Annotated in this window: 20 protein-coding genes; 10 read left to right on the top strand and 10 right to left on the bottom strand. The window is 69.2% G+C overall.

All coding sequences use genetic code 11. From position 1 onward, the window contains the following. Positions 1-22: 22 nt before the first annotated feature. Entirely contained in the window at positions 23-2,059 is a 2,037-nt protein-coding gene (locus OHA73_RS33105; RefSeq protein ID WP_327656870.1) for a glycosyltransferase family 4 protein, read from the top strand. A gap of 135 nt (positions 2,060-2,194) precedes the next feature. On the opposite strand, the gene OHA73_RS33110 is transcribed toward OHA73_RS33105, so the two are convergent. The 3 genes from OHA73_RS33110 to OHA73_RS33120 all read right to left on the bottom strand — a co-directional run bounded on the left by OHA73_RS33110 (position 2,195) and on the right by OHA73_RS33120 (position 6,747). Continuing rightward, the gene (locus tag OHA73_RS33110; RefSeq protein ID WP_267068732.1) at positions 2,195-4,432 is read right to left on the bottom strand and encodes a bifunctional glycosyltransferase/CDP-glycerol:glycerophosphate glycerophosphotransferase; all 2,238 of its coding nucleotides are present in this window, start codon (positions 4,430-4,432) and stop codon (positions 2,195-2,197) included. Between the two features lie 163 nt (positions 4,433-4,595). After that, positions 4,596-5,723 (bottom strand): fatty acid desaturase family protein, encoded by a 1,128-nt coding sequence (locus OHA73_RS33115; protein ID WP_266715255.1) that lies wholly within the window; start codon positions 5,721-5,723, stop codon positions 4,596-4,598. 7 nt (positions 5,724-5,730) lie between these two features. Further along, a complete protein-coding gene (locus OHA73_RS33120; RefSeq protein WP_267072745.1) occupies positions 5,731-6,747 on the bottom strand; it encodes a ferredoxin reductase in 1,017 nt (338 codons plus the stop codon). 132 nt (positions 6,748-6,879) lie between these two features. Here OHA73_RS33120 and OHA73_RS33125 point away from each other — a divergent pair, with 132 nt between their 5' ends. Further along, positions 6,880-8,019 (top strand): helix-turn-helix domain-containing protein, encoded by a 1,140-nt coding sequence (locus tag OHA73_RS33125; RefSeq protein ID WP_266715257.1) that lies wholly within the window; start codon positions 6,880-6,882, stop codon positions 8,017-8,019. 70 nt (positions 8,020-8,089) lie between these two features. Then, a complete protein-coding gene (locus OHA73_RS33130) occupies positions 8,090-8,428 on the top strand; it encodes a thioredoxin family protein (protein ID WP_267068731.1) in 339 nt (112 codons plus the stop codon). Between the two features lie 6 nt (positions 8,429-8,434). Here OHA73_RS33130 and OHA73_RS33135 read toward each other — a convergent pair whose 3' ends face one another. Beyond that, the gene (locus OHA73_RS33135) at positions 8,435-9,697 is read right to left on the bottom strand and encodes a PucR family transcriptional regulator (RefSeq protein ID WP_267068730.1); all 1,263 of its coding nucleotides are present in this window, start codon (positions 9,695-9,697) and stop codon (positions 8,435-8,437) included. A gap of 178 nt (positions 9,698-9,875) precedes the next feature. Here OHA73_RS33135 and OHA73_RS33140 point away from each other — a divergent pair, with 178 nt between their 5' ends. Together OHA73_RS33140 and OHA73_RS33145 are read left to right on the top strand one after the other, a co-directional pair. Then, a complete protein-coding gene (locus OHA73_RS33140) occupies positions 9,876-10,742 on the top strand; it encodes an SGNH/GDSL hydrolase family protein (protein WP_267068729.1) in 867 nt (288 codons plus the stop codon). Between the two features lie 107 nt (positions 10,743-10,849). After that, positions 10,850-11,272 carry a DUF6003 family protein gene (locus OHA73_RS33145; protein WP_266715261.1) on the top strand — a complete coding sequence of 141 codons (423 nt, stop codon included), beginning with the start codon at positions 10,850-10,852 and terminating at the stop codon, positions 11,270-11,272. Positions 11,273-11,287: 15 nt separating this feature from the next. Here OHA73_RS33145 and OHA73_RS33150 read toward each other — a convergent pair whose 3' ends face one another. Beyond that, complete coding sequence (locus tag OHA73_RS33150) at positions 11,288-12,448, bottom strand: magnesium and cobalt transport protein CorA (RefSeq protein WP_327656871.1); 1,161 nt, start codon at positions 12,446-12,448, stop codon at positions 11,288-11,290. A 118-nt stretch (positions 12,449-12,566) separates the two neighbouring features. On the opposite strand from OHA73_RS33150, the gene OHA73_RS33155 reads away from it, so the two are divergent. After that, positions 12,567-13,685, top strand: a complete 1,119-nt coding sequence (locus OHA73_RS33155; protein WP_327656872.1) for a winged helix DNA-binding domain-containing protein — start codon at positions 12,567-12,569, stop codon at positions 13,683-13,685. 21 nt (positions 13,686-13,706) lie between these two features. Here OHA73_RS33155 and OHA73_RS33160 read toward each other — a convergent pair whose 3' ends face one another. Both OHA73_RS33160 and OHA73_RS33165 read right to left on the bottom strand, forming a co-directional pair. Then, positions 13,707-14,351, bottom strand: a complete 645-nt coding sequence (locus OHA73_RS33160; RefSeq protein WP_266718986.1) for a LysE family translocator — start codon at positions 14,349-14,351, stop codon at positions 13,707-13,709. Between the two features lie 133 nt (positions 14,352-14,484). Continuing rightward, entirely contained in the window at positions 14,485-15,303 is an 819-nt protein-coding gene (locus tag OHA73_RS33165) for a response regulator transcription factor (protein ID WP_327658572.1), read from the bottom strand. A 173-nt stretch (positions 15,304-15,476) separates the two neighbouring features. Between OHA73_RS33165 and OHA73_RS33170 the strand changes: the two genes are divergently transcribed. Together OHA73_RS33170 and OHA73_RS33175 are read left to right on the top strand one after the other, a co-directional pair. Continuing rightward, positions 15,477-17,192 carry an AMP-binding protein gene (locus OHA73_RS33170; RefSeq protein WP_327656873.1) on the top strand — a complete coding sequence of 572 codons (1,716 nt, stop codon included), beginning with the start codon at positions 15,477-15,479 and terminating at the stop codon, positions 17,190-17,192. 17 nt (positions 17,193-17,209) lie between these two features. After that, on the top strand, positions 17,210-18,823 hold the full coding sequence (locus tag OHA73_RS33175; RefSeq protein ID WP_327658573.1) for an AMP-binding protein: 1,614 nt from the start codon (positions 17,210-17,212) through the stop codon (positions 18,821-18,823). 24 nt (positions 18,824-18,847) lie between these two features. On the opposite strand, the gene OHA73_RS33180 is transcribed toward OHA73_RS33175, so the two are convergent. Both OHA73_RS33180 and OHA73_RS33185 read right to left on the bottom strand, forming a co-directional pair. Further along, entirely contained in the window at positions 18,848-19,369 is a 522-nt protein-coding gene (locus OHA73_RS33180; RefSeq protein WP_327656874.1) for a GNAT family N-acetyltransferase, read from the bottom strand. A gap of 108 nt (positions 19,370-19,477) precedes the next feature. Beyond that, entirely contained in the window at positions 19,478-20,170 is a 693-nt protein-coding gene (locus OHA73_RS33185) for a hypothetical protein (protein WP_266715267.1), read from the bottom strand. A 286-nt stretch (positions 20,171-20,456) separates the two neighbouring features. Between OHA73_RS33185 and gcl the strand changes: the two genes are divergently transcribed. Then, positions 20,457-22,244 carry a glyoxylate carboligase gene (gene gcl / locus OHA73_RS33190; protein ID WP_266715268.1) on the top strand — a complete coding sequence of 596 codons (1,788 nt, stop codon included), beginning with the start codon at positions 20,457-20,459 and terminating at the stop codon, positions 22,242-22,244. A gap of 532 nt (positions 22,245-22,776) precedes the next feature. Continuing rightward, the gene (locus OHA73_RS33195) at positions 22,777-23,760 is read left to right on the top strand and encodes an erythromycin esterase family protein (protein ID WP_327656875.1); all 984 of its coding nucleotides are present in this window, start codon (positions 22,777-22,779) and stop codon (positions 23,758-23,760) included. Between the two features lie 447 nt (positions 23,761-24,207). Here the strand turns inward: OHA73_RS33195 and OHA73_RS33200 are convergent, their stop codons facing one another. Further along, on the bottom strand, positions 24,208-25,665 hold the full coding sequence (locus OHA73_RS33200; protein WP_327656876.1) for a catalase: 1,458 nt from the start codon (positions 25,663-25,665) through the stop codon (positions 24,208-24,210). Positions 25,666-25,719: the final 54 nt, after the last annotated feature.

Genomic DNA, 25,719 nt, shown 5'->3' on the forward strand with positions numbered 1-25,719 from the left:
ATGGCAGTAAAAGAGGTATTGTGTGAAGATTTCATTTCTGGTCCGCGACCTTTGCCACATGGGTGGCGTTGTCAGTGCGACCCAAAACATGGCGAGCGCGTTGGCGGAGCGTCATCAGGTCGAGATTGTCTCCCTGCGTCGGATTCAAGACTCATTGCACTTCCCTCTCGACTCCCGCGTTTCGCGGATTTCACTCACCGATATGCGGCCCCACTCTCCTCTCTATGACGGTGACGATCCGCTTTCCGGAGAGTTTCCGATCCTGTACCCATACCCGCCTACCGACAAGACCGTGGTGGTCAGTAGGCTTGCCGAGAGGCGGCTGGTGGAGTTTCTTGGCGCCACCGACGCGGATGTAGTGATTAGTTCCAACCCTCGAATCACTACAGTGCTGGCTCGTTGCGACAGGGAATTCCTGAAAATCGCCCAGGAGCACTCGATGCCGAGTATCTATGGGAGGGAGGTACGTGACCCCTTGTTCGCCGAGGCTTACCCTCGGTTGGATGGGATCACGGTGCTGACCCCGGAAGAGAAGCGAAATCTTTCCCGGCTTGTTCCGGATGTTGCTCACCGAATTTACGTACTGCCAAATTGTGTCCCGGACCCAGGGGTTGCACTCGCCACGCTTGACCGGAAGGTTATTGTTTCCGGTGGTCTCCTTAAGAAGCACAAGAACTTCAGTGCCCTGGTAGAAGCGTTTTCCGAGATGGCCTCGGCGTACCCGGATTGGAGTCTCCGGATCTATGGCAGCGGGCCGGAGGGGCGAGCGCTCCGCAAGCAGATCAATGAAGCAGGCTTGTCTGACCGCGTGCTGCTCATGGGGCCGGTGTCCCCTATTTCTGAAGAGCTCTCCAAAGGTTCGGTCTTCGTATTGCCGTCGCTCCGGGAGCCGTTCGGTGTCGTCTTGGTTGAGGCGATGGCCAGTGGACTTGCCACTGTCGCCATGGACTGCGACCACGGGCCCCGAAACATTCTGACCGACGACGTGGACGGCATCCTGACGCCGAGGGGCGACACGGCCGCGCTGGCGGCCGTTTTGAAACGGCTGGCAGGGGACCCCAGGTTGCGGGAGCGACTGGGATCTGCCGCTGTGGAGTCTGCCCGGCGCTTCGGTCCTGGCCCGAGTGTGGATCGCGTTGAGGGAATTCTCTCCGCTGTGCGCACGTGCGCCTCCAGGTCTGTGGCAGCGCACTGCCTGGTTACTGAGGTAGGCGACGTGCAACTGACCTTGGCGGAGGGGAGTACTGATGGCTTTGGCCCGGACGCAACATTGGTCTGCCGGGACCTTGGTGGGGAGAGTCCCGATGTTCGGCTACCGCTGTCCGAAGGTCGTGCTGTGCTTCCAGGGCGGGGTGCTCTTGCCGAAGGGACTTGGCAGGTACTTCTCTGGGATGGGGTAAGTCGCGAAGGGCCGCTTCTCTGCAGCGGAAGTGACACGAAGGCTCTGGTGACGCCTGCCTTGCCGCATCTCACGGGGCCAGCCCTTGAGATTGTCCTTCCGTACAAGGATCAGGACGGATCGCTGAGGCTGCGCAGCAGGGTGCGTGATCAGCACGCTGAGGTGGTGTCAGTCACCTGCTCGCCCATGGAGGTGAAGGTCTTGGCTCAGGTCTGGGGTCTTGCACTGAGCGGGGACGCAGTCGTTGAGGCTGTCAATCGGCGTGACCCCGAGCGAACCCTCAATTTTCGTCCGGACCGTATTGATCGGGAACAGTTGGAGTTCAAGGTCTCCTGCGCTTCGCTGTCGAGCATTCACCACCTACCCACCTCGATGGACGAGATCTGGGATTTCCGGGTCCTCCCGAGTGGGCCTGGAGGTGCTGTCGTGCCCGTGGCCAAACTTGCTACGGACGTACTACAGCCCTCGCGTGTCTATTCCTACCCCCGGCCGGTGCTTGAAGTGAAGAGCCCAGTGATGCCGAGTAATACAGCACGCTCATTGCGCCAGCGGCTACGCCTGGTGCGCACAACTGGTCAACCCGTCACTGCGCTACGCCGTGAGATCCGTCCGTATTACACGCAGAACGCCCAGTTCGCAATTCGTACTGTCACCGTCTGAAGCTCTCTAGCGCATTGCCATTGTTCACCGTGATCGTTCGAATTTGAAGCTGGAGTGTGGGGAGGCACGGTCGTCACGCATACGGTTGTGGTGCGAGCGGAGGTGCAGTTCGAGCAGAGTGATTGGCGTGCGCATTCAGGCATCCAGCGAGGGGGAATGCGTCACGGTGGCGGGACTGAGCAGCGTGACGCGCTGGGCGGGTCGGTTTGGTTCCGGGGATGCTTTCTCTCCCAGGAACACCCTGCGCACCACCCGCTCCGTGGCGTGTCCGTCGTCGTACGGGCAGAAGCGCGCGCGGAAGGCGGTGCGGAGCTGGGTGGAGCGGGAGCCGTTCCAGTGGCCGGTGACGAGGACGTCGATCAGCTCGTCCTGGGTCCGGGCGAACGGGCCCGGCGGGAAGGCGCGGATGTCGAAGTAGGTGCCGCGGGCCGCCTCGTAGGCCGTGTGGTCGTCGGTGAACAGGACGATCGGACGGTCCAGGGCCGCGTAGTCGAACATCAGGGACGAGTAGTCGGTGACCAGCGCGTCGGAGGCCAGGCAGAGCTCTTCGACCGAGTGGTGGTCCGACACGTCGATCACGCGCGGGTGGGATTCCGCGGCGCTCTTGTCGGTGGCCGCCAGATAGTGGGCGCGGGTCAGGACGACGTGCGAAGGTCCCAGATTGCGCGCCAGACGGGCGAGGTCCAGGCGAGGTGTCTGGGTGCGCTGGTAGTCGCGGTGGGTGGGGGCGTACAGGAAGACGGTCGCGTCCCCGGGGATGCCGAGGAGTTCGCGGGTGCGGTCGCGGTCGGCCCCGCTCGCCCTCGCGAAGATGTCGTTGCGCGGGTTGCCGTACTCCAGGGTGGTGTAACCGGCCGGGTAGACGCGTTCCCAGGTGAGGGTGGAATGCCGGTTCGCCGAGAGGCTGTAGTCCCATTTGTCGGCGTTCGTCAGGAGGGTCGCGAAGTCCATTCCGCCGGCCGCCGCCGGGTGCTCCTGGAGGTCGAGGCCCATCTTCTTGAGGGGCGTGCCGTGGTGGGTCTGCAACAGGATCTGACCGGGGCGCTTGCGCAGCCTGCGGTCGAAGTTGACGTTGTTGACCAGGTACTTCGCGCGGGCCAGGGCCGTCCAGTAGGAGAACGTGCCGGGGGTCAGGCGGTGGGTTCCGGTCGGCACGGTGTGGGTGTAGTCGGGGCGTGCGATCCAGGCCGTACGCATCGAGGGGACCAGGTCGCGCACCATGGACTCGATCGCCGCGGGGCTGCAGGAGTAGCCGCGGTTCCAGTAGGCGGAGAAGACCGCGAGATCGTCCTTGACGGGCAGCAGGCACTGGATGCGGTAGTGGGTCTGCAGGGTCGCGCCGCGGGCCGCGTGGGCCGCGCGTCTGAGGTGGCGCAGGGCGAGGGCGCGTACGTTACGGGTCCCCATGACGGTGCGATAGGAGCGGTGCGCGCCGAGCCGGACCAGGCCGTGCCGCATCCGGGTGGGGGGCTTCACGCGGGTGCCCGGTGTGCTCGGCGTGCGGTACAGCGCGTAGTGCCGGCGCGCGCGCCGCAGGAAGTCCGCCCGGCTTCCGCGGGGCAGACGGCCGCGGGTGGTGAAGATCGTGCAGAAGTGGTCGATCATCCGCCGGAAGATCAATGGCCGCCACTGTGCGGGGAGTTCGGGATGCGCGTCGAGGAACGCGAAGACCCGGTCGTACTGGTCGAAGATGTCGAAGTGCTTCGGGCTGACCGTGGACAGGATGTTGCCCTGGCGGCGCTGGCGGTAGTGGACACAGACCCGGTCGAGCGTGGCCATCGATCCGGCGGCCATCAGCGCCGGATACGTCCAGGGGGTGTCCTCGTAGTACCCGGGCGGGAAGGTCAGACCGGAGTCGACCAGGAACTCGCGGCGGTACGCCTTGTTCCACACGACCATCAACAGGCGGAGCAGCGACGGGCGTTCGGCCAGGGTGAAGGGGGCCGGGCCGGATTCCTCGAGCAGGTGCGCGTACTGGTTGCGGGCGAGCGAGCCGTCCCAGTGTGCGCGCGCGTAGTCGTAGACCAGGATGTCCGGGTCGTCGGTCTCCTTGATCCGGTCGGCGATGGCGGCGAGCGAGCCGGGTGCGAGGGTGTCGTCGCTGTCGAGGAAGATGACGTACTCGCCGCTCGCCCGTTCCAGGCCGGCGTTGCGGGCCGGGCCGAGCCCGGCGTTCTCCGGGAGATGCACGGCCCGCACGCGCGCGTCGCGCGCCGCGTAGGCGTCGATGATCTCGCCGCAGGCGTCCGGCGAGGCGTCGTCGACCGCGATCAGCTCGTAGTCCGTGTAGGACTGGCTGAGCACGGAATCGAGGCAGGCATGCAGATACGCCTGAACCAGATGTGCGGGGACGATCACACTGAAGCGGGGCAAGGGCGTATCCATCGGTCGGTCGGCTGTGAACAGACAGGGATCTGTTCACAGTCAACGCCGATCCGCGATATTCCGTTGTATTTTGAGCGGCATTCGGGGGGTTCGGTGATGTATGTACCCGGATGGTCGTAGAGGCGCTACTTGTCCGGATACGTGCCGGGGGTCAGACCGCGACGAGCTCCCGCTCGCGGTCCGGCGTTTCGGCCTTGGGCTTCTTGTTCGGCTTGTTCGGCAGCGAGAGCCGGAAGACCTTGTGCCACGCGGAGAACACCTGCTTGGGCAGCGGTCCTGTGACGTAGTCCAGCTCGTACTTCTCGAACAGCGCGCGCACCTTCACCGCGACCTCGGCGTACCGGTTGCTCGGCAGGTCCGGGAACAGGTGGTGCTCGATCTGGTGCGACAGGTTGCCGCTCATGAAGTGCATGGCCTTGCTGCCGCTGATGTTCGCCGAGCCCATCATCTGGCGCAGGTACCACTGGCCACGCGTCTCGCCCTTGATCGACCGGCGCTCGAAGACCTGCACGCCCTCGGGGAAGTGCCCGCACATGATCACCGAGTGGGACCAGATGTTGCGGACCAGGTTCGCGGTGAACGTGGCGCCGAGCGTGGGGAGGAACGACGGGCCCGAAAGCAGCGGGTGGATCACGTAGTCCTTGAGCACCTGCTTGCGGATCTTGCGGCCCACGGCCTTGGCCCGGGCGCGGAACTCCGGGTTCTTGCGGCGGCGCTTGTTCAGGTTCTTGCCGAGCTCCAGGTCGTACGCCGCGATGCCGTACTCGAAGAAGCAGGCGTTGATGAAGTTCCACACCGGCTGGCCGAGGTGGAACGGGTGCCACTTCTGGTCCTCGTCGACGCGCATGATGCCGTAGCCGAGGTCGTTGTCCTTGCCGATCACGTTCGTGTACGTGTGGTGCAGCTCGTTGTGCGAGTGCTTCCACTGGTCGGACGGCGAGACGTGGTCCCACTCCCAGGTGGTGGAGTGGATCTTCGGGTCCCGCATCCAGTCCCACTGGCCGTGCAGGATGTTGTGGCCGATCTCCATGTTGTCCATGATCTTCGCCACGGACAGCCCGGCGGTGCCGAGCAGCCACGCGGGCGGGAAGATCGAGAACAACAGCACGCCCCTGCTGACCAGTTCGAGCGTGCGCTGCGCCGAGATGACCTTGCGGATGTACGCGGCGTCCTTCTCTCCGCGTCCTGCGATCACCTCGTCGCGGATCGCGTCCAGCTCGCGGCCGAGCTCCTCGATCTGCTCCGCGGTCAGGTGGGCGGTGGGGTCGATGGCGGTCAAGGTGCTCCTACCGTTCGATGTCGCAGGGGCCCGCCGCGGCGGACACGCAGGTCTGGATGAGGACGCCGGGGTCGGCCTCGGTGATCTCGCCGGTGCGCAGGTCGCGGACGGCGCCCGCCTTGAGCGGCGTGACGCAGCCGAAGCAGATGCCCATGCGGCACCCGGAGGGCATGAGTACGCCGGCCTCCTCGCCGACGTCCAGCAACGGCGTGGCGCCGTCCGCGTCGACGGTCCTGCCGGTGGCGCTGAACGTGACCTCGCCGCCGTCGCCGGTGACGACGATGCCGGGGCGGAAGCGCTCGGTGTGCAGGCGCTCCTGGATACCGTGCTCGGTCCAGTGCGCTTCGGCGGCGTCGAGCAGGCCGGCGGGCCCGCAGGCCCAGGTCTCGCGCTCGGCCCAGTCGGGCACGAGTTCGTCGAGGCGGGCGATGTCGAGTGTGCCGTCCGTGTCGGTGTGCACCTCGGTGAGCTGAAGCTTCTTCTCCGCGGCCAGTGCGTGCAGTTCGTCACGGAAGATCACGTCTTGCGGCCGGGGCGCGCTGTGGACCATGACGACGTCGTCGAACTCGGTGTCGCGCAGCATGCCCATCACGGGCGTGATGCCGCTGCCGGCCGTCAGGTAGAGCACCTTGGCGGGCTTGGCCCGCGGCAGCACGAAGTCACCGGTCGGCTGGTCGAGGTGGATCAGCGTGCCCGGTTTCGCCTTGCGGACCAGATGGTTGCTGACCCTGCCGTCCGGGATCGCCTTCACGGTGATCGTGAGGCGGCCGTCCTGGCGGTGGCGGTCGGTCGGCGAGGTGAGGGAGTAGGCACGCCACAGGCGCACCCCGTCGACGTCGACCCCGATCCGCACGTACTGACCGGCCGTGTGGCCGCGCCAGCCCCGGCCCGGCCTGATCACGATGGTCGCGGCGTCACCCGTCTCGGGGCGCACGGCTTCGATGCGCCCACGCAGGTCGGCGCCCGCGCGCAGCGGGCTGACCAGGTCGAGGTAGTCCGACGGCAGCAGCGGCGTCGTGACCATTTCCAGCAGTTTCCAAGCCCTGCTACGGAGGGCCGTACTCGTCATGGCTCCAGCCTGCTGTGCCGCAAGGCGTAAAGTCCTGACCGCAGGACGTAAATCTGGCTGGCTGAATTGTTCGCAGGGAACAAAAACGTGAACCATGCAATCCGGAGGGCCAGCGAACTGGCCCTGGACGAGACGACGGTCACCGCGCTTCGGGCCGCAGTGAAGACCACCGCCGACGAGGTCGTCCAGGCGATCATCGACGAGGTCCCTCCCTACGCCAACGCCCTTTCGGGCCGCATGGGCGGCACCATCCGCCGGGCCGTCCGCACCGCCCTGGGGCACTACCTGGACCTCGCGAGCGGGAACGCCTCGGGCGGCGACGGCGGTGACGCGGCCTACGAGTTGGGCCGCGGCGAGGTGCGCGACGGCCGTTCGATGGACGCCCTGCTCAGCGCCTACCGCGTCGGCGCCCGCGTGGCCTGGCGATGCCTGGCGGCGGGTGCCGTACCCGCGGGGCTGCCCGCCGCCGAGGTCGCCAAGTTCGCCGAGCTGACCTTCGCCTACATCGACGAGCTCTCCGCCGCGAGCGCCGCGGGCCACGCCGACGAACTGGCCGCCCGGGGCAGGGCCCACGAGCGCCACCTGGAACACCTGGCCCGCGACCTCCTCGCCGGCGCGAGCCCGGACGTGCTCCTTGCCTCCGTTCAACGGGCCGGGTGGCAGCCGCCGGATTCGCTGACCGCGGTCCTGCTGCCCGCCGCCCAGGCCCGGCCCGCCTACCGCACGCTCGACCCGGGCACCCTCGTCCTCGACGATCTGCCGGACGCCACCGGTGTGCTGCTCGTCCCCGATGCCGACCGGTCACATCTCTTGCGGCAGCTGACCGACCGCACCGCTGTGGTCGGCCCGGCCCGGCCGTGGGCCCGGGCGTCCGCCTCGTACGCACGAGCCGTCCGCGCGCGCTCCCTCTCCCCTGACATTCACGACACCGAGGACCACCTGCCGGAGTTGGTGCTGAGCGCCGACGCGGACGCGTTCGCGGACCTGCGTGCCCGAGCCCTCGCACCGCTCGGGACCTTGCCCGTCGCGACCGCACGGCGGCTTGAGGAGACGCTGCGGGAGTGGCTGCTGCACCAGGGCAGGCGGGACGAGGTGGCGGCGGCGTTGTTCGTCCATCCCCAGACGGTCCGGTACCGGATGTCGCAGCTGCGGCAGCTGTTTCCGGATCTCGCGTCGCCGCACCGGGTCCTCGAACTGACGCTGGCGGTCGGGCTGCGTGAGGGGTGACGCGAGGGATGACACGGGATGACGCGGGATGATGGGGACGGAATGACGGAACGTGAGAGCAGGAGCTTCCATGGCGAGCCGGATACACCGACCCCGTGAGGACGCGGAGTTCGATTTCATCCTCGGGATGAGCGGAGTTCCGGTCCTCGCATACTTCACCGGGACATGGCCCAAGGCGATCGAGCCCTGCCGCGTGATGGACCTCGTCGTGGGTGGCATCGCCGACGACTGCGCGGGCCGCCTGACGGTCGTCCGCGTTGACATCACGCGTTGTCCGGCCGCGACCGAGCGGTACGGGGTCACCGGGGCTCCGTCCTGCGTCCTGCTGAAGGAGGGGGAGGCGGTGGCGCACGGCACGGGGCCCATGACCACCGCCGAGGTACGGAAGCTCCTGGACGGCCACCTCTGAGCGGCTTCAGTGGTGCCCGGTGTCGGGGGCCTGCCGGAGGGTGCGGCAGGTGAGTGCGGCGTGGAGGGTGGGTACGTCGGCAGGACGGGTGGCGTCCAGGCCTGTCAGGTCGGTGATCCTGCGCAGCCGATAGAGCACGGTGTTGGGGTGCACGTTGAGGTTCCGGGCCGTGCGGCGTCGGTCCGCGTTGTGCCGCAGGTAGGTGCTGAGGGTGAGCAGCAGGTCGTGGTGACCGTGCAGCGGATCGAGGAGCCGGGCCATGTGGTCGCGGGCCGGGCCCGGTCGGGAGAGCTGGTACTCGATGGCCAGGTCTTCCAGCCGGTAGAGGCCGGGCGGCCGGGCCGAGGCGGTGGCGATGTGGGTCAGTTCGGCGGCGACGGGGCAGGCCTCGGGGATGTCGCGGGGGAGCGCGGGGACGGCCGCGGCGTGGACGGGGCTGCCGGCGGCCCGTTCGAGGTGGGTTGTCAGCTGTGCGGTGTTGTCCCAGTGGGCCGGGGTGAGGCCGTCGGGATCGGTCTCGCAGGGCAGCAGGGCGATTCCGCCGTCGGTGGTGAGTGAGGTGAGTGCGGCACCTCGGGTGTGCAGGTCGAGTTCGGTGCGTACGCGGCGGAGCTTGCGCTGGGCGGCGACGGCCGGGTCGACGTCGGGGGCCCGCTCGTCCGGGTGCGGGGCGAGGGACAGGGAGAGGACCAGGTAGCCGGGCGGCAGGGTGAGGCCGGCCCCGCCCGTGGTCGCCGTGTCGGCCCGGCCCTCCAACAGGGCGTTGAGCAAAAGCTGTTGGGCGCTGTGCCGCTCACCGGCCGTGGACCGCATCTCCTGGAGGTAGCCGGCCGTGACGGCGGTGGTGACGAGTTGTAGGTACTCCAGGATCAGCCGGTGCAGCGTGGTGAGAGCCGCCAGGTCCTCGCCGCGCGCCCTGGTCGCGACCTCGTCCACGCACAGGCGGGCGCCGAGGAAGTAGGCGGCCACCACCGCCTCGGCGGGCAGTCCTTCCTCGGCGCGCCGCGCGGCCGAGCCGCTCAGCTCGGCGAGCTGTTCGGGGTCGGGCATCTGGCCGTCGGTCAGTACCTGGGCGAAGCCGTTGATCCCGCGCCGGACCATGTGCGTGACATCGCCCGTGAGCTGTTCGGCGGGAAGTTTCCCGTAGACGGGGAGCTGCACCCGCAGCCGTTCCACGACCTCCCCCTGGAGTCGGTGCAGGGAGCTCAGGAGGTAGTGCTGGAGGTCTTCGCCGCCGACGGTGATGCCTTCGGGTTTGTACGCAGCCACAAAACACCTCGCGAAACGCTGTTCTCCCGACCGGAAGCGGGGAGCCGGTGCGCCGACATGATGTATCCCACCACAAACTTACCGGCCGGTAAACGGTGTGCCCGTCTGTCTGCCCGCCGGGCGAGAGCCGCGTCGACCGGTGCGTTCGCGCGCACCGCCAACCCCTCGAAGGAGCCCCGTGTTCTCCCGTTCGCGCGCCGTGCTGACAGCCGTCATCGCCGCATCCGCTCTGGCGACTCCCGCCGCCGTCCCCACGGCCACGGCCGCGGCCGCCGACCCCCTCGACTACGTGGCGATGGGGGACTCGTACGCCGCCGCCCCGCTGGTGCTCCCGACCGACACCTCGAATCTGCTGTGCCTGCGGTCCCTGGCCGACTACCCGCACATCGCGGCCAAGGCGCTCGGGGCGAAGCTGACCGACGTCAGCTGCTCGGGCGCTACCGTCGAGAACTTCAGCAGTTCCCAACACCCGGGCACCGCACCCCAATTCGACGCCCTCGACGAGGACACGGACCTCGTCACCCTCACCATCGGCGGCAACGACACCAACCTGGTCGCCGCGACCCTCCGCTGCGTCAACGTCGCGGCCAAGCCGCTGGGCAGCAGCTGCGCCGCTGCCTACACCAAGGGCGGCGTCGACACGCTGAAGGCCGACATCGACGCCTGGGCGCCGAAGTTCGCGGCCACTCTGGACCGCGTCAACGAACTGGCCCCCAACGCGGACTTGTTCGTCATCGGATACGGCAACTACATCCGCCCCGGCGGCTGTTTCCCCACCCAGCCCATCTGGGACGTCGACGCCACCTACATCCAGAACACGGTCAACCACCTCGGTGCCACCCTGAAGAAGACGGCTCAGGACCACGGAGCGACCTTCGTCGACACCTACCCCCTCGGCATCGGCCACGACAGCTGCGCGGCACCCGCCGACCGGTACCTCGAAGGCCTGGTCCCGACCCACATCGCCGCCCCGCTGCATCCCAATGCCGCCGGCTCGAAGGCCATCGGCGGAGCCGTTGCCGCGGCGGTGGGTGGCTCCTCCTAGGTTCAGGTGGGCCGGCCGTGCCGCACCATGGTGCGGTCCCGCGGGAGGCCAGGGGCGCTAGCATCAGTGAGCCCGCTGAGGTCCGATCGAGAAGGCGATTCCGCGAGATGTCCGATGACGCATACCTGTTTCTTCTTCCGGACCGTCGGCCCCGGCTGGGGGCGCCGCTGGCTGTGGTCGGCGACCTGGAGTGCGCGGAGACACCTGCCGTACGCGGGTGGCTGAAGGCGCATGGCGTCTCGGTGACGTCGGATCAGGTCAGGATCCTTCCGGCCCAGGCGAAGGCCTTCCTGCCCGAGGGCGCGGAGCACTTGCCCGTTCCGCTGAGCGAGGAGGAAGCCCTGCGGGTCGAGCAGGAGTGTGCCCCGCAGTCGGTCACGGACATGGAGAGCGAACTGCTGGAGTTCCGGCAGACGACGCAGGGCTGGGAGGCGCTCGTGCACCGGGCCCTGGAGGCAGGAGTTCCGGGCGAACGGATCGCCCGGCTGACCGGTCTGGACCCTCAGGACATCGGCCGCCTCATGGCGTGAGCCGAGAGAGGTCGCTCAGAGCCAGTCCCGTCGCTTGAAGATGAAGTACAGACTGACGCAGACCGTGGCCATCAGGGCGATCGAGAGCGGGTATCCGAGCACCCAGTGCAACTCCGGCATGTGGTCGAAGTTCATGCCGTAGACGGTGCCGACGAGGGTGGGGGCGAAGAGGATCGCCGCCCAGCTGGAGATCTTTTTGATCTCCTCGTTCTGTTCGAAGCCGGCCTCCGCGAGTGCCCGCATCTCCGCGTTCTGCTGCTGGGTGACCAGGGTCGCGTTCACCGTGAGGATGTCGGCGAGGGCCTGGCGGAACGAGTCGACGCGTTCGCTGGTGTGGGTGACGTGGTCGGCCACGTCGCGGAGGTAGCGCTGGAGCTCCTCGTCCGTGCCGTACTTCGCGAAGCCAGCCATCAGGGCGTGCAGCATGCCGACCAGGGGGCGGGTCGCGCGCTGGAACTCGACCATTTCCCGGGAGAGTTCGTAGATGCGGCGTGAGACGGCGGGGGCGCCGGAGAAGACCTCCGTCTCGATCTCGTCGACGTCGTTCTGGACGCCGGACACCACCGGCGCGTAGCCGTCGACGACCGCGTCGAGGATGGCGTAGAGGACCGCCTCAGGGCCGAGCCGGAGCAGGTCGGGGGTGGCCTCCATGCGGCCGCGGACGGCCGAGAGGTCGGGGGCCGCGCCGTGCCGGACCGTGATGACGAAGTCGGGGCCCACGAACACGTGCAGCTCGCCGAAGTCGACCTCCTCCTGCGCGTCCAGATAGCGGGCCGCGCGCAGGACGACGAAGAGGGTCTCGCCGTAGCGCTCCAGCTTCGGGCGCTGATGTGCCTCCAGCGCGTCCTCGACCGCGAGGTCGTGCAGGTCGAACTCGGCGGCCAGCGACTTGAGTTCCGAGTCGGAGGGGCGGGCCAGGCCGATCCACGCCATCGTGCGCGGCTTCTCGCGCAGCTGCCGGTAGGTGTCCGTGAGGGTCTCCGGGGTCGCGACCCGCACCCCGTCCCGGTACAGCGCCGCGTTCACCACGGTGTCCTGGTCCTGCGGCGCCGGGGCGGTCGCGGGCGCGGTCGGCGGATCGGACGGTGGGGGTGCCTGGTCGGCCGACCGGCGCCAGGAGTAGCGGCGCGCCCCACCGTGCTCGTTCCGGCCGGCTCGTCCCTGCCGTCGTGTCATCGCCGCCTCCCTCCGTGGTTACGCTGCCGGGTCCCCGGCAGCGTAACCAGCGAAGGTGACATCACGGTGCAGCGCATCGCGGACCGCATCCGACCTAATTTCCCGTTACCTTCCCCGTATGACGACGAAGCCGATGACCGCCCGCGCCCTGGGGCGCGCCACCCTGGAGCGCCAACTCCTGCTCGAACGGCGCCCGTTGAGTGCCGAGGACACCATCGACCGGCTGGTCGGGCTCCAGGCGCAGGAGGTCAGGCCGCCGTATCTCGCGCTCGCCGCGCGCCTCGCCGACTTCACCCCCGCCGCGCTCTCCACCGCCCTGGAAGAGCGCCGCGTGGCCCGGCTCGTCACCATGCGCTCCACCATCCATATGCACACCGTCGACGACTGCATGACGCTGCGTCCCCTCGTGCAGCCCGCCCGCGACCGGGAGCTGCGGATGTTCCGCAAGGGCCTCGTCGGCGTCGACCTCGACCGGCTCACCGAGCTGACCCGCCGGTACGTCGAGGAGGAGCCGCGCACCCCGAAGGAGATCCGCGAGCTGCTCCTCGGGCACTGGCCCGATGCCGACCCACAGGCCCTCACCATCGCGGCCCGCGGCTGCCTCCCTCTCGTCCAGGTCACACCGCGCGGCCTGTGGCGGCGCAGCGGCGGGGTGCGGCTGACCACCGCCGAGCAGTGGTTCGGCCGGACCACCGAGCCGACGCCCGCCCCGGACGACACGATCCTCCGCTACCTCGGCGCCTTCGGGCCCGCCTCGGTGAAGGACTTCCAGCAGTGGGCCGGCATCACCCGGACCAAGGAGGCCTTCGAGCGGCTGCGGCCCCGGCTCGTGACCTTCCGCGACGAGCACGGCGTCGAACTGTTCGACCTGCCCGACGCTCCCCGCCCCGACGAGGACACGCCCGCGCCGCCGCGGCTGCTCGCCGAGTTCGACAACCTCCTCCTGTCGCACGCCGACCGCACCCGAGTGATCCACGAGGTCGACCGGGGCCGCAACTGGCAGGTGAACACCGCCTACTTGACGTTCCTCGTCGATGGGTTCCTGGCGGGTCTGTGGACCCTCAAGGAGGGCAAGGAGAGTAAGGAGGGGGCGTCCGGCAGCGTGCTCACCCTCGAACCCTTCCGGAAGCTCACGCGCGCCCAGCGGGACGAACTCGTCGCCGAAGCGGAGCGCACCGCCGCCGTCCTGGAAGCCCCGGGACCGGTCACCGTGGACTTCGGCACCGTCCGCACATGACCCACGGCCTGTACGCGCTCCTCAGTCCGCGCGGCCCGTCGCCGCCACCGTCACGCCGAGGCCTATCAGCGCGAAGCCGCCCGTCCCGCCGATCATCGAGAGCCGCCGGTCCGAGCGCGCGAACCAGGTGCGCGCCGCCGACGCGGTGAGCCCCCACAGCGTGTCGGTGACCAGGCCTATGGAGATCGGGATCAGGCCCAACAGGAGCATCTGCGTGGTGACATGACCCACGTCGTGGTTCACGAACTGCGGGAGCACCGCCGCGAAGAACACGATGCCCTTCGGGTTGGTGACGCCCACGAGCACTCCGTCGGCCACGGTGCGCAGATCGCCGCGCGGTGGTCCCGCCGGGCCCCTTATGTCCGAGGCCTTCAGGTCGCGCCGGTGCCGGAACGCCTGCACGCCCAGGTACACGAGGTACGCCGCGCCCGCGAACTTCACCGCCAGGAACAGCGACGCCGACCGCTCCACGAGCGCGCCGATACCGAGCGCCACCGCCACGACCAGCAGGTACGAGCCGACGACATTGCCGAGCGCCGTCGCCACCGCTGTACGCCGCCCGTGCGCGAGCGCCCGCCCGATCACGAACAGCACGCTCGGCCCCGGAACCACGATCACCAGCAGCGACATCGCCGCGAACGCCAGGTACCGGTCCATCGACACCATGTCCGCCATGGTCCTCCGCCCCCTCCCGCCTCGTCCCTCACCGCACGCGGAACCACACGCAGAACCGCACACAGACCATTGAAGCCCACGCCACTGACAATCGCCGGGCCCCACCATCAACCCGCCGTCACCCCTACGGCAATATCCCCGCCCGCCGAGCCGCCACCACGGCCTCTCCTCGCGTGTGCGTCCCCAACTTCCGCATGGCGGAGCGGAGATACCCCTTCACGGTCTCCGGGCGCAGGCCGAGCCGCTCGCCCGCCCGCGCGTTCGTCGCACCCGCCGCCACGCACGCGAGCACGTCCACCTCGCGCGGCGTGAGCCGCACCGGAGCCTCCGCGGGCCGCACCGGATCCGACGCCAGGGCCAACTTGCCGCACACCGCGAGCAGCTCGCCCCGCAGCCCGGGGTCGACGAGCTTCGGCGCGAGCGCCCGCAGCGCCCCGTGCGCCTCCCGGACCTCCTCCCACGACCCGCCGTCGTCGGCGGCCGGGGCCCGCGTCACGGCCAGCAGGGACTGGACCTCGTCGCGCACCACCAGCGCCTGCTCCACGTCCCGCGCGGCCGCCATCGCCGCGTCGAGCGCCCGGTCGCCGAGCGGCCGGGCCGCGCGCAGCGCCCCGTACAGGACGCCCCGCACCCGGCGCCGTACGACGACGGGCACCGCGAGGACCGAGTGCAGGCCCTCGGCCGCGACCGCGGCGTCGTACTCGTGGCTGATGTGCCGCGAGCCCTGGTAGTCGGTGACGGCGCACGCCCTGGCGAGGCTCAGGGCCTTGCCGCCCAGGCCGTTGCCCGCCGTGATGCCGAGGCCGCGCAGCGCGCCGGTCGACGCGCCGCTGAGTTCGGCGATCCGTACGTGCCCCGCTGCCCGGCCCGCGCTCGCGGTCAGCCCGCCGAACGCCACGGGAAGTCCCGTGCCCCGGCGCAGCCGCACCAGCGCAGCCCGCATCTCGACCGCCTCGGCCGTTCCTGCGCCCACCGTCCATCACCTCGCCGCGCACTGTTCACCCCCGTATGGGGGTGGTGAGACCTGCGTCACTCCCTACACGATGGCAGACACGTCCCGCGACGGTGCGGGACATGCGGTGGATCCCGGGCCACCCAAGGACATACGGAGCGCAGATGACGACGGCGAACGGACCGACGGCGAACGGATCCGCGGCGAACGGATCCACGGAACAGTTCCGCACAGCCCGTGACTTCCTGTTGCAGCACGCACGGGACTACGAGTCGGCGTACGAGGGCTTCGCCTGGCCCCGCCCCGAGCGCTTCAACTGGGCCCTCGACTGGTTCGACGTCATCGCCGAAGGCAACGACAAGACCGCCCTGCACATCGTCGAGGAGGACGACTCCGAGGCGCGGTTCTCCTTCGACACCATGCGCCGCCGCTCCAACCAGGTCGCCAACTGGCTGCGCGGGCACGGGGTCGGCGCGGGCGACCGGGTGCTGCTCATGCTCGGCAACCAGGTCGAGCTGTGGGAGGTGATGCTCGCCGCGATGAAGCTGCGGGCCGTCGTCATCCCCGCCACGCCGCTGCTCGGCCCCGCCGATCTGACCGACCGCGTGGAGCGCGGCCGTGCCCGGCACGTCGTCGCCCGCCCCGAGGACGTCGCCAAGTTCGGCGAGGTGCCGGGGGAGTACTCCCGGATCGTGGTCGGCGCGGCCGCGGCCGACGAGGGCTGGCTCGCCTACGAGGACGCCGCCGGCGCCGCCGACACCTTCGAGCCCGACGGGGTGACCGGCGCCGAGGACCCGCTGCTCCTGTACTTCACGTCCGGCACGACCGCCCGCCCCAAGCTGGTCGAGCACACCCATGTCTCGTACCCCATCGGGCATCTGGCGACGATGTACTGGATCGGCCTGCGCCCCGGCGACGTCCACCTCAACATCTCCTCGCCCGGCTGGGCCAAGCACGCCTGGTCGAACTTCTTCGCGCCGTGGAACGCCGAGGCGACCGTCTTCCTCTACAACTACACGCGCTTCGACGCGGGGCGCCTGATGGCCACGATGGACCGCGCGGGAGTGACGTCCTTCTGTGCGCCGCCCACCGTGTGGCGCATGCTCATCCAGGCCGACCTCACCGTCCTGCGTACGCCGCCCAGGGAGGTCGTCGCCGCGGGCGAACCGCTGAACCCCGAGGTCATCGAGCAGGTCGAGCGCGCCTGGGGCATCACCATCCGCGACGGCTTCGGGCAGACCGAGACCTCCGTCCAGGTCTCCAACAGCCCCGGCCAGCGCCTCAAGTCCGGCTCCATGGGCCGCCCGAGCCCCGGCTTCAAGGTCGAGCTGCTCGACCCGGTGACCGGCGCGCCCGGTGCGGACGAGGGTGAGATCAGCCTCGACCTCTCCGCCCGCCCCGTCGGCCTGATGGTCGGCTATCACGGCGACCCGGAGCGCACGGCGGAGTCGATGGCGGGCGGCTACTACCGCACCGGCGACATCGGCTCCCGCGACGCCGACGGCTACCTCACGTACGTGGGCCGCGCCGACGACGTCTTCAAGGCCAGCGACTACAAGATCAGCCCCTTCGAGCTGGAGAGCGCCCTGCTCGAACACGAGGCGGTTGCCGAGGCGGCCGTCGTGCCCGCCCCCGACGCACTGCGGCTCGCCGTCCCGAAGGCGTACGTCGTGCTCGCCGAGGGATTCGAACCGGGCCCGGACGCCGCCGAGTTGCTCTTCGAGCACTCCCGCGCGGTCCTCGCCCCGTACAAGCGCGTGCGCCGCATCGAGTTCGCCGAGCTGCCCAAGACGGTCTCCGGGAAGATCCGCCGCATCGAGCTGCGCGAGGCCACCGCCAAGGGCTCCGTCGCCGAGTACCGCGAGGAGGACTTCAAGTGAGCGCCGCATCAGGGGAGTTGTCGTACGAGTTGTCGTACACGCACGGGACCAGCGAGGCGCCGCTCCTCGGTGACACCGTCGGCCGCAACCTGCGGCGGGCCGTCGAGGCCTGGCCCGACAATGAGGCGCTGGTCGACATGGCCGACGGGCGCCGCTGGACGTACGCCCAATTCGGCGACGATGTAGGGCGGTTGGCGCGCGGGCTGATGGCCCGGGGGATCGCCAAGGGGGACCGTGTCGGCATCTGGGCGGTCAACTGCGCCGAGTGGGTGCTCGTGCAGTACGCGACCGCGCGGATCGGCGCGATCATGGTGAACATCAACCCCGCCTACCGGGCACACGAGTTGGCGTTCGTGCTCAAGCAGTCGGGTGTCTCGCTCCTTGTCTCGTCGACCGAGCACAAGGGCACGGACTATCGCGAACTGGTACGGCAAGTGGCGCCCGAATGCCCGCAGGTGCGCGAGCAGGTCTTCATCGGAACGGACAGCTGGGACGCCCTGGTGGCGGCAGCGGACGGCGTCACGGATGACCAACTGGCGGTGCGGGAAGCCGAGTTGTCCTGCGACGATCCGGTCAACCTCCAGTACACCTCCGGCACGACCGGCTTCCCGAAGGGCGCCACGCTCTCCCACCACAACATCCTCAACAACGGGTACTGGGTGGGGGAGACGGTCGGCTACACCGAGCAGGACCGGGTGTGTCTGCCCGTTCCCTTCTATCACTGCTTCGGCATGGTGATGGGGAACCTCGGCGCCACCTCGCACGGTGCGTGCATCGTCATCCCCGGCCCGTCCTTCGAGCCGACCGCCACCCTGCGCGCCGTGCAGCAGGAGCGGTGCACCTCGCTGTACGGCGTACCGACCATGTTCATCGCGGAGTTGAACCTGCCCGACTTCGCGACGTACGACCTGAGCAGTCTGCGTACGGGGATCATGGCGGGCTCCCCGTGCCCGGTCGAGGTGATGAAGCGGGTCGTCGCCGAGATGCACATGGCCGAGGTCTCCATCTGTTACGGCATGACCGAGACGTCCCCCGTCTCCTTGCAGACGCGCCGCGACGACGACCTGGAGCGCCGCACCGGCACCGTCGGCCGCGTCCTGCCGCACATCGAGGTCAAGGTGATCGACCCGGTCACCGGCGTCACGCTGCCGCGCGGCGAACCCGGTGAGCTGTGCACGCGCGGGTACAGCGTCATGCTCGGCTACTGGGACGAGCCGGAGAAGACCGCCGAGGTCATCGACGCCGGCCGGTGGATGCACACGGGCGACCTCGCGGTCATCCGCGAGGACGGCTACGGGCAGATCGTCGGGCGCATCAAGGACATGATCATCCGCGGCGGCGAGAACATCTCCCCGCGCGAGATCGAGGAGTTCCTCTACGGGCATCCGAAGATCGCCGACGTGCAGGTCGTGGGCGTGCCGCACGAGAAGTACGGCGAGGAGGTGCTCGCCTGTGTGATCCTGCGCGACCCCGTGGAGGCGCTGACCCTCGACGAAGTGCGCGCCTTCTGTCGCGACCGGCTCGCGCACTACAAAATCCCGAGCCGTCTGCGTCTTCTCGAACGGTTCCCGATGACCGTCAGCGGGAAGGTCCGGAAGGTGGAACTCCGAGAGGGGTACGGGGAGTTGTAGAACCGGCAACCGCAATAGGGGGGCTCACGGCTCCCTTCGCATGCACACCCTGGGCCACCGGTCCAGACCGTGCTCGGCCTCGGCCGCGCGGATCGCGCGCAGCCCCGGTGTGAGCTCGGCCCCGGAGAGCCGGCGGAAACCGAGGCGCTCGTAGTACGGGGCGTTCCACGGAACGTCGGCGAACGTGGTCAGGGTGAGGCCGGTCAGGCCCTGGTCGCGCGCGCAGTCGGCGGCGCACGCGATCAGGGTCTGACCCACGCCGCGGCGGGCGGCGTCCGGGTGCACGGTGACCTGCTCGATGTGGAAGGCGCCGTCGACGGCCTCGGCGACCAGGTAGGCGACCACGGTCCCGGTGTCCTCGGTCCCGGTGTCCTCGGCCGCGACCCAGGCGTGCCCCGCCCGCCGGAACCGCTCCAGTTCGGCAATCGTGGGTGGCGCGTCGTCGGCGATCGCGTCCATGCCGACCGTACGGAAGATCTCGCCCGCGGCCGTCTCGATCGCCTGGAGGCGGGGGAGGTCGGCGGGCTCGGCGCTACGAATGATCACCCGGAGAGTATGCCGAGGTGGGGGCGCCGGGTCACCGGAATTATGTGCCGGGTGCCTATGTGCGGCGCGCCTACGTGTCGTGCGTCTATGTATCGCGCGCCTACGTGCTTACGCCCCGCCCGCGATCAGCTCGTCCGCCGGGCTGTTCACCGGCTGCGGAACCCCGGCGAGGTCGAGGACGAACAGCGGGACGCCGAGGGCGTCGGCGCGGGTGCTGGCCTCGTCCGCGTAACCGGCCAGCGAGAAATAGGCGCAGGCCGCGGACTCCGTCATCGACTGCAGCCACAGGCACTCCACGTCGCGCAGCGTCGCGGGCCGCACCGACGGCTCGACCTGGACGACGACCCCGCGCGCCGCGAGCCCGATGCCGGAGGGCGGGCGCTGGTCGGCCCTGCGTACGTCGTCGTAGCCGAGCCAGCGCAGATACAGCGCCACGGCCGTCACGGCGTCGCGCGCGGTGCGGATGGCGACGGGCTGGAACGCGGGGCGCGGGGGCGCGGCCGTGCGCGGCAGCGGGATGTGGGCGGGCGCGGGCGCCTGGTCGTCGTGGACCGGGACGCGCAGCACCGAGCCGCAGGCGCAGCCCAGCTCCGGCCGGGGCCACCGGTCGTGCCGCCCGCACATGGGGCAGCGCAGCGTCACCCAGTCGTCGTCCCAGGTGCGCTCGGAGACGGGGACGGGAGCCGCGCCGCGCACCATCGGCGGCGCGACGGGCGCGCCACAGGCGCAGGGCAGGGCCTGGGGTGCGTACAGATGCTCGCGCCGGCAGGTGGGGCAGCGCAGGTGGGTGGGCTCGGCCATGGCAACTCCCCCTCGGTCCTGCCCCGGAAACGGATCGACGTCTGTCTCATCATCCACCTTGACGGCCTCCAAAGCGCCCCTCTACATTGCTTCCATATAGCAGAACCTAGTTTCCGCATCGTGAAAGTGATCGAGAGATCGATCGGGAAGCGAGCGCGGGACTAGGCGACGGAATTCAGAGCTCGCCGCGGGGCGCGACGGGAGCGCGAATCCGACAGCCACAGCCGTAGCCGTAGTTGTACAGCTGCACAGCCGTACACAGTCACAGCAGGAGTCGGGAGCACTCATGGCTCGAATGACCGCCGCCCGCGCGGCCGTTGAGATCCTCAAGCGCGAGGGCGTCAGCAATGCGTTCGGCGTGCCCGGTGCCGCCATCAACCCCTTCTACAAGGAGCTCAAGGAGAGCGGTGGCATCGACCACACGCTCGCCCGTCACGTCGAGGGCGCCTCGCACATGGCCGAGGGCTACACCCGGGCCAACCCGGGCAACATCGGTGTCTGCATCGGCACTTCGGGTCCCGCGGGGACCGACATGATCACCGGCCTGTACTCCGCCACGGGCGACTCGATCCCGATCCTGTGCATCACGGGTCAGGCGCCGAGTCACCTGCTGCACAAGGAGGACTTCCAGGCCGTCGACATCGCCTCGATCGCCAAGCCGGTCGCGAAGATGGCGGTGACGGTCCTGGAGGCCGCGCAGGTCCCGGGCATCTTCCAGCAGGCCTTCCACCTGATGCGTTCGGGCCGTCCGGGTCCGGTCCTCATCGACCTGCCGATCGACGTCCAGCAGACGGAGATCGAGTTCGACCCGGAGACGTACGAGCCGCTGCCGGTCTACAAGCCGGCCGCGAGCCGCGCGCAGATCGAGAAGGCGGTCAAGCTCCTCGTCGAGTCCGAGCGGCCGCTGATCGTCGCGGGCGGCGGCATCATCAACGCGGACGCGAGCGAGCTGCTCGTCGAGTTCGCCGAGGTCACCAACACGCCTGTCATTCCTACGCTGATGGGCTGGGGCACGATCCCCGACGACCACGAGCTGAACGCGGGCATGGTGGGCCAGCAGACCGGTCACCGGTACGGCAACGCCACGTTCCTGGAGTCGGACTTCGTCCTCGGTATCGGCAACCGGTGGGCCAACCGGCACACCGGGTACAAGCTCGACGTCTACCAGGGCGAGCGCAAGTTCGTGCACGTCGACATCGAGCCGACGCAGATCGGCAAGATCTTCGCGCCGGACTACGGGATCGCCTCCGACGCGAAGGTCGCGCTCGAGCTCTTCGTCGAGGTCGCGAAGGAGCTGAAGGCCGCGGGCAAGCTGCCGGACCGCTCCGCGTGGGTCGCCTCGCACCTGGAGCGCAAGTCCACGCTGCAGCGTCGTACGCACTTCGACGACATCCCCATGAAGCCGCAGCGCGTCTACGAGGAGATGAACAAGGCGTTCGGCAAGGACACGCGGTACGTGACGACCATCGGTCTGTCGCAGATCGCGGGCGCGCAGATGCTGCACGTCTACAAGCCGCGGCACTGGATCAACTGCGGCCAGGCGGGGCCGCTCGGCTGGACCATCCCGGCCGCGCTCGGCGTCTCCAAGGCCGACCCGGACACGCAGGTGGTCGCCCTCTCCGGCGACTACGACTTCCAGTTCATGATCGAGGAGCTGGCGGTCGGGGCGCAGCACCGCATCCCGTACGTCCATGTCCTGGTGAACAACGCCTACTTGGGCCTGATCCGCCAGGCTCAGATCGGCCTCGACATCAACTTCCAGGTCAACCTGGAGTTCGAGAACCAGAACAGCCCCGAGCTGGGTGTCTACGGTGTCGACCACGTCAAGGTGGCCGAGGGGCTCGGCTGCAAGGCGATCCGGGTGACGGACCCGAACGAGCTGGGTACGGCCTTCGAGCAGGCCAAGAAGATGGCCCAGGAGTTCCAGGTCCCGGTCGTCGTCGAGGCGATCCTGGAGCGGATCACGAACATCTCCATGAGCCCGACCGCGGACATCAGCGCGGTCAAGGAGTTCGAGGAGCTGGCCACGGAGCCGGGCCACGCACCGACGGCCATCCGGCCGCTGAAGGTCTGAGTCGTACGCCCCTGGGCGGGCCGCCGGTTCCACGCGAACCGGCGGCCCGCGCTTGGTTGTGCGGGTGGGTTTGTTGCGCGGGGCCGGGGGCTTCGCCGGGGTGGGCGCTTTACGTGATCGGTGTGCGGCACCGGGGCTTTGCCGGAGTGGACGCCTGCCGTCATCGATGCGCGGGGGCGGGGTTCTGGAGCCGTGCCGCGGTTGGCGTCTGTGGCGGTGGGTGCGTGACACCGGGGTTCTGGTCCTGTGCCGGGGTTGGCGTCTGCGTCGCCGGTGCGCTGCGCCGGCCCACGCTCCGGCTGCGCCGACACCCGCTCGTCTCCCACCCGCCCGCCCCCTCCGGGGAGGGCCGGATCCGTGTCGAGGTCGGCGGCGTTCCGTTGTGGTGCCCGGCACCGTGTGCGGCCTTGCCTAGCACCCTTCCACTCAAGGCGAAGCGCCGGCGCCACGCTTGACCTCAAGCAATCTTGAGGTTGGACGATCTCCTCAAGTGGTCCGCAAGAGGCGGAGCTTGGAGGGGAAGGGCAGGCCCATGGAGACGGCTACGGCTACGGCGATGGCGACGGCCGGCGAGTGGATCGAGAGGTACTCGCACTCGCTCACGTCCAGGAAGCCCGACGAACCGTTGGACGAACTGCGGCCGCTCGCCCCGCTGGTGCGCGACGCCAAGATCGTGGCGCTGGGAGCCGCCGCCCGGCAGACGCGCGAACTGGCCGACGTGGCACACCGCATCGTGCGGCTGCTGGTGGAGGAGGAGGGGTTCCGGAGTCTGGCCCTGGAGGGCGACGACCCCGGCCGGCTGGGCCTGGACGCCTACGTCGCCACCGGTGAAGGGGACCCGCGTGTTCTGCTGGCCGAGGCGCGGTCGTTCTTGCGGACCGCCGGGATCCTCGAACTCGTCCGCTGGATGCGGTCCTACAACGAGCGTCACCCGGGTGACCCGGTACGTTTCGCGCGGCCCCTCGTGGAACCGGTGCGCCACCCCACGCGACTCGACGGCCTGGCCGGACTGGAACGCGAACTCGCCGACGGTGCGGCCTGGTGGCAGCGGCACAGTGGCGACAAGGTCGTCTACTGGGGCGGCATGGCCCACACGGCCGTCGGCGACCCGCGCACCGTGTCCCCCTCCGAGCCCCCGCAGACGCACCGGAACATGGGTGGATACCTGCGTGAATTGCTGGGTGAGGACTACCGGTCCGTCGGGCTGACCATGGCGCAGGGGTCGCTTGCGCACGGTTCTCTTGCGCAGGCCCTGCCTGCTCCGAGCGCGGATTTCGTGGACAGTCTGCTTGGCAGCGCCGCCGGGAACCGGGCCGGGTACCTCCTGGATCTGGGCCTCCCGCGCCCCGCGCAGGTCCGCCGCTTCCTGGATGCCCCGACCCGTACGCGGTTGATCGGACCGTTCTACGACCCCCGTAATGATGAGGACCATCACCTGTCGGGTGGGTCGCTCGCGAGCTGGTTCGACGTCGTCGTTCATACGCAGGAGGTGACGCCTGCCCGGCTCCTGCCGTAAGTCCCTGCCGTAAGTCCCTGCCGTACGCAGGCGAAGAGCCCCGGATACGGACCGTCGTATCCGGGGCTCTGGTTCGGGATGCCGTGGGAGGGGGAGTTGTTGCCGTCCGACGGCGCGCGACTGGCGGAACATGCATGCGCGCCACCGGACGGAGATCGGGGAAACCGAAACCCCAACGGGCTTGCCCCGTAAGGGAATTGGCTGGGACCGCGGCGGCTGTCGTACGACGGTTCGCCCGTTCCCCTCCCTCAGGTCGAAAGGGGAGCGGAGGAACCATTACCACCGCACTGGCTCGTACGCTGCACAAGCCGCCGCGGTCCTCGTCCTCCCGTAGCCGTTCCCGTGGCCACCCCTCATCCGGGTCACGCGAACGCCACGGGCCATTGCGTACGGGGGAAGACCTCCCGCCAACCCTCGTACGCAGTCTGGGGGCCCAGCCCGAAGAGGTCAGTCCTCGCGCAGGGCGCGGACCGCCTCCTCCACGCGCTTGCCGTAGTCGGCGTCGGCGGCGTGGAAGTGGGCCAGGTTCTTCTCGACGATGTCGTCGCGCGAGACCTGGGAGAGGCCGCCCGCGATGTTCGCGACCAGGCGTCCCTTCTCGTCCTCCGACATCAGGCGGTACAGCTCGCCCGCCTGGAAGAAGTCGTCGTCCTTCGTGTGGGCCGGCGCCTCGTGCGTGCCCGTGTGGCCGTTGATCGCGAGCGGCGCGGCCAGCGGGCGGCCGGTCTCGGCGGGGCCGTCGAAGGAGTTCGGCTCGTAGTTCTTGTGGGCGCGGGCGTAGGCGTTCGTGGCCATGGCGCCGTCGCGGCCGTAGTTGTTCGCGGCCGTGGCCTTGGGGGAGTTGACCGCGAGCTGGGTGTGGTTGACGCCCAGGCGGTAGCGGTGCGCGTCCGCGTACGCGAACAGGCGGCCCTGCAGCATCTTGTCGGGGGAGGGGCCGATGCCCGGAACGAAGTTGTTCGGGGAGAAGGCGGCCTGCTCGACCTCGGCGAAGACGTTGTCGGGGTTGCGGTCCAGGACCAGGCGGCCCACGCGCTGCAGCGGGTAGTCCTTGTGCGGCCACACCTTGGTGAGGTCGAACGGGTTGAAGCGGTAGTCCGCCGCGTCGGCCGCCGGCATGAGCTGGACGTGCACGGTCCAGGACGGGTTGATGCCGCGCTCGATGGCCTGGAGCAGGTCCGTCTGGTGCGAGTTCGGGTCCTTGCCCGCGAGCTCGGCGCCCTGCTCGGCCGACAGGCTGCGGATGCCCTGGTTCGTCTTGAAGTGGTACTTGACGAAGAAGGCCTCGCCCTTGTCGTTCGTCCACTGGTAGGTGTGCGAACCGTAGCCGTTCATGTGGCGGTAGGACGCCGGGATGCCGCGGTCGCCCATCAGCCAGGTGATCTGGTGCGTGGCCTCGGGGGCGTGCGCCCAGAAGTCCCAGACGTTCTCCGGCTCCTGCTTGCCCGTGAACGGGTCGCGCTTCTGGGAGTGGATGAAGTCGGGGAACTTCAGCGGGTCCTTGATGAAGAAGACCGGGGTGTTGTTGCCGACGAGGTCGTAATTGCCCTCTTCGGTGTAGAACTTGAGCGCGAAGCCGCGCGGGTCACGGACGGCGTCCGCGCCACCGAGGTTGTCCGCCACGGTCGAGAAGCGCAGGAAGACCTCGGTGCGCTTGCCGACCGAGTTCAGGAAGTCGGCGTACGTGTAGTCGGTGACGTCGTCCGTCACCTCGAAGTAGCCATAGGCGCCGGAGCCACGGGCGTGCACCACGCGCTCCGGGATGCGCTCGCGGTTGAAGCGGGCGAGCTTCTCCAGGAGGTGCTGGTCCTGGAGCAGGAGCGGGCCACCGACGCCGGCGGTGGCGGAGTTCTGGTTGTCGGCGACGGGGGCGCCGGACTCGGTCGTAAGCACGCGCTTCGACATCGTGACCTTCCGTGCTGTGACTGCTGAGGTGTTCGGAGCGTAAGGACCTCTGAA

The sequence above is a fragment of the Streptomyces sp. NBC_00483 genome, from assembly GCF_036013745.1.
In the GTDB taxonomy this organism is placed as follows: domain Bacteria; phylum Actinomycetota; class Actinomycetes; order Streptomycetales; family Streptomycetaceae; genus Streptomyces.

Excerpts from the sequence above, each read along its gene's own strand:
- gcl (WP_266715268.1), top strand. The coding sequence starts at position 20,457 with ATGGCTCGAATGACCGCCGCCCGCGCGGCCGTTGAGATCCTCAAGCGC.
- OHA73_RS33195 (WP_327656875.1), top strand. The coding sequence starts at position 22,777 with ATGGAGACGGCTACGGCTACGGCGATGGCGACGGCCGGCGAGTGGATC.
- OHA73_RS33170 (WP_327656873.1), top strand. The coding sequence starts at position 15,477 with ATGACGACGGCGAACGGACCGACGGCGAACGGATCCGCGGCGAACGGA.
- OHA73_RS33200 (WP_327656876.1), bottom strand. The coding sequence starts at position 25,665 with ATGTCGAAGCGCGTGCTTACGACCGAGTCCGGCGCCCCCGTCGCCGAC.
- OHA73_RS33120 (WP_267072745.1), bottom strand. The coding sequence starts at position 6,747 with ATGGTCACGACGCCGCTGCTGCCGTCGGACTACCTCGACCTGGTCAGC.
- OHA73_RS33160 (WP_266718986.1), bottom strand. The coding sequence starts at position 14,351 with ATGGTGTCGATGGACCGGTACCTGGCGTTCGCGGCGATGTCGCTGCTG.
- OHA73_RS33165 (WP_327658572.1), bottom strand. The coding sequence starts at position 15,303 with ATGCGGGCTGCGCTGGTGCGGCTGCGCCGGGGCACGGGACTTCCCGTG.
- OHA73_RS33185 (WP_266715267.1), bottom strand. The coding sequence starts at position 20,170 with ATGGCCGAGCCCACCCACCTGCGCTGCCCCACCTGCCGGCGCGAGCAT.
- OHA73_RS33150 (WP_327656871.1), bottom strand. The coding sequence starts at position 12,448 with ATGACACGACGGCAGGGACGAGCCGGCCGGAACGAGCACGGTGGGGCG.
- OHA73_RS33155 (WP_327656872.1), top strand. The coding sequence starts at position 12,567 with ATGACGACGAAGCCGATGACCGCCCGCGCCCTGGGGCGCGCCACCCTG.
- OHA73_RS33130 (WP_267068731.1), top strand. The coding sequence starts at position 8,090 with ATGGCGAGCCGGATACACCGACCCCGTGAGGACGCGGAGTTCGATTTC.
- OHA73_RS33145 (WP_266715261.1), top strand. The coding sequence starts at position 10,850 with ATGTCCGATGACGCATACCTGTTTCTTCTTCCGGACCGTCGGCCCCGG.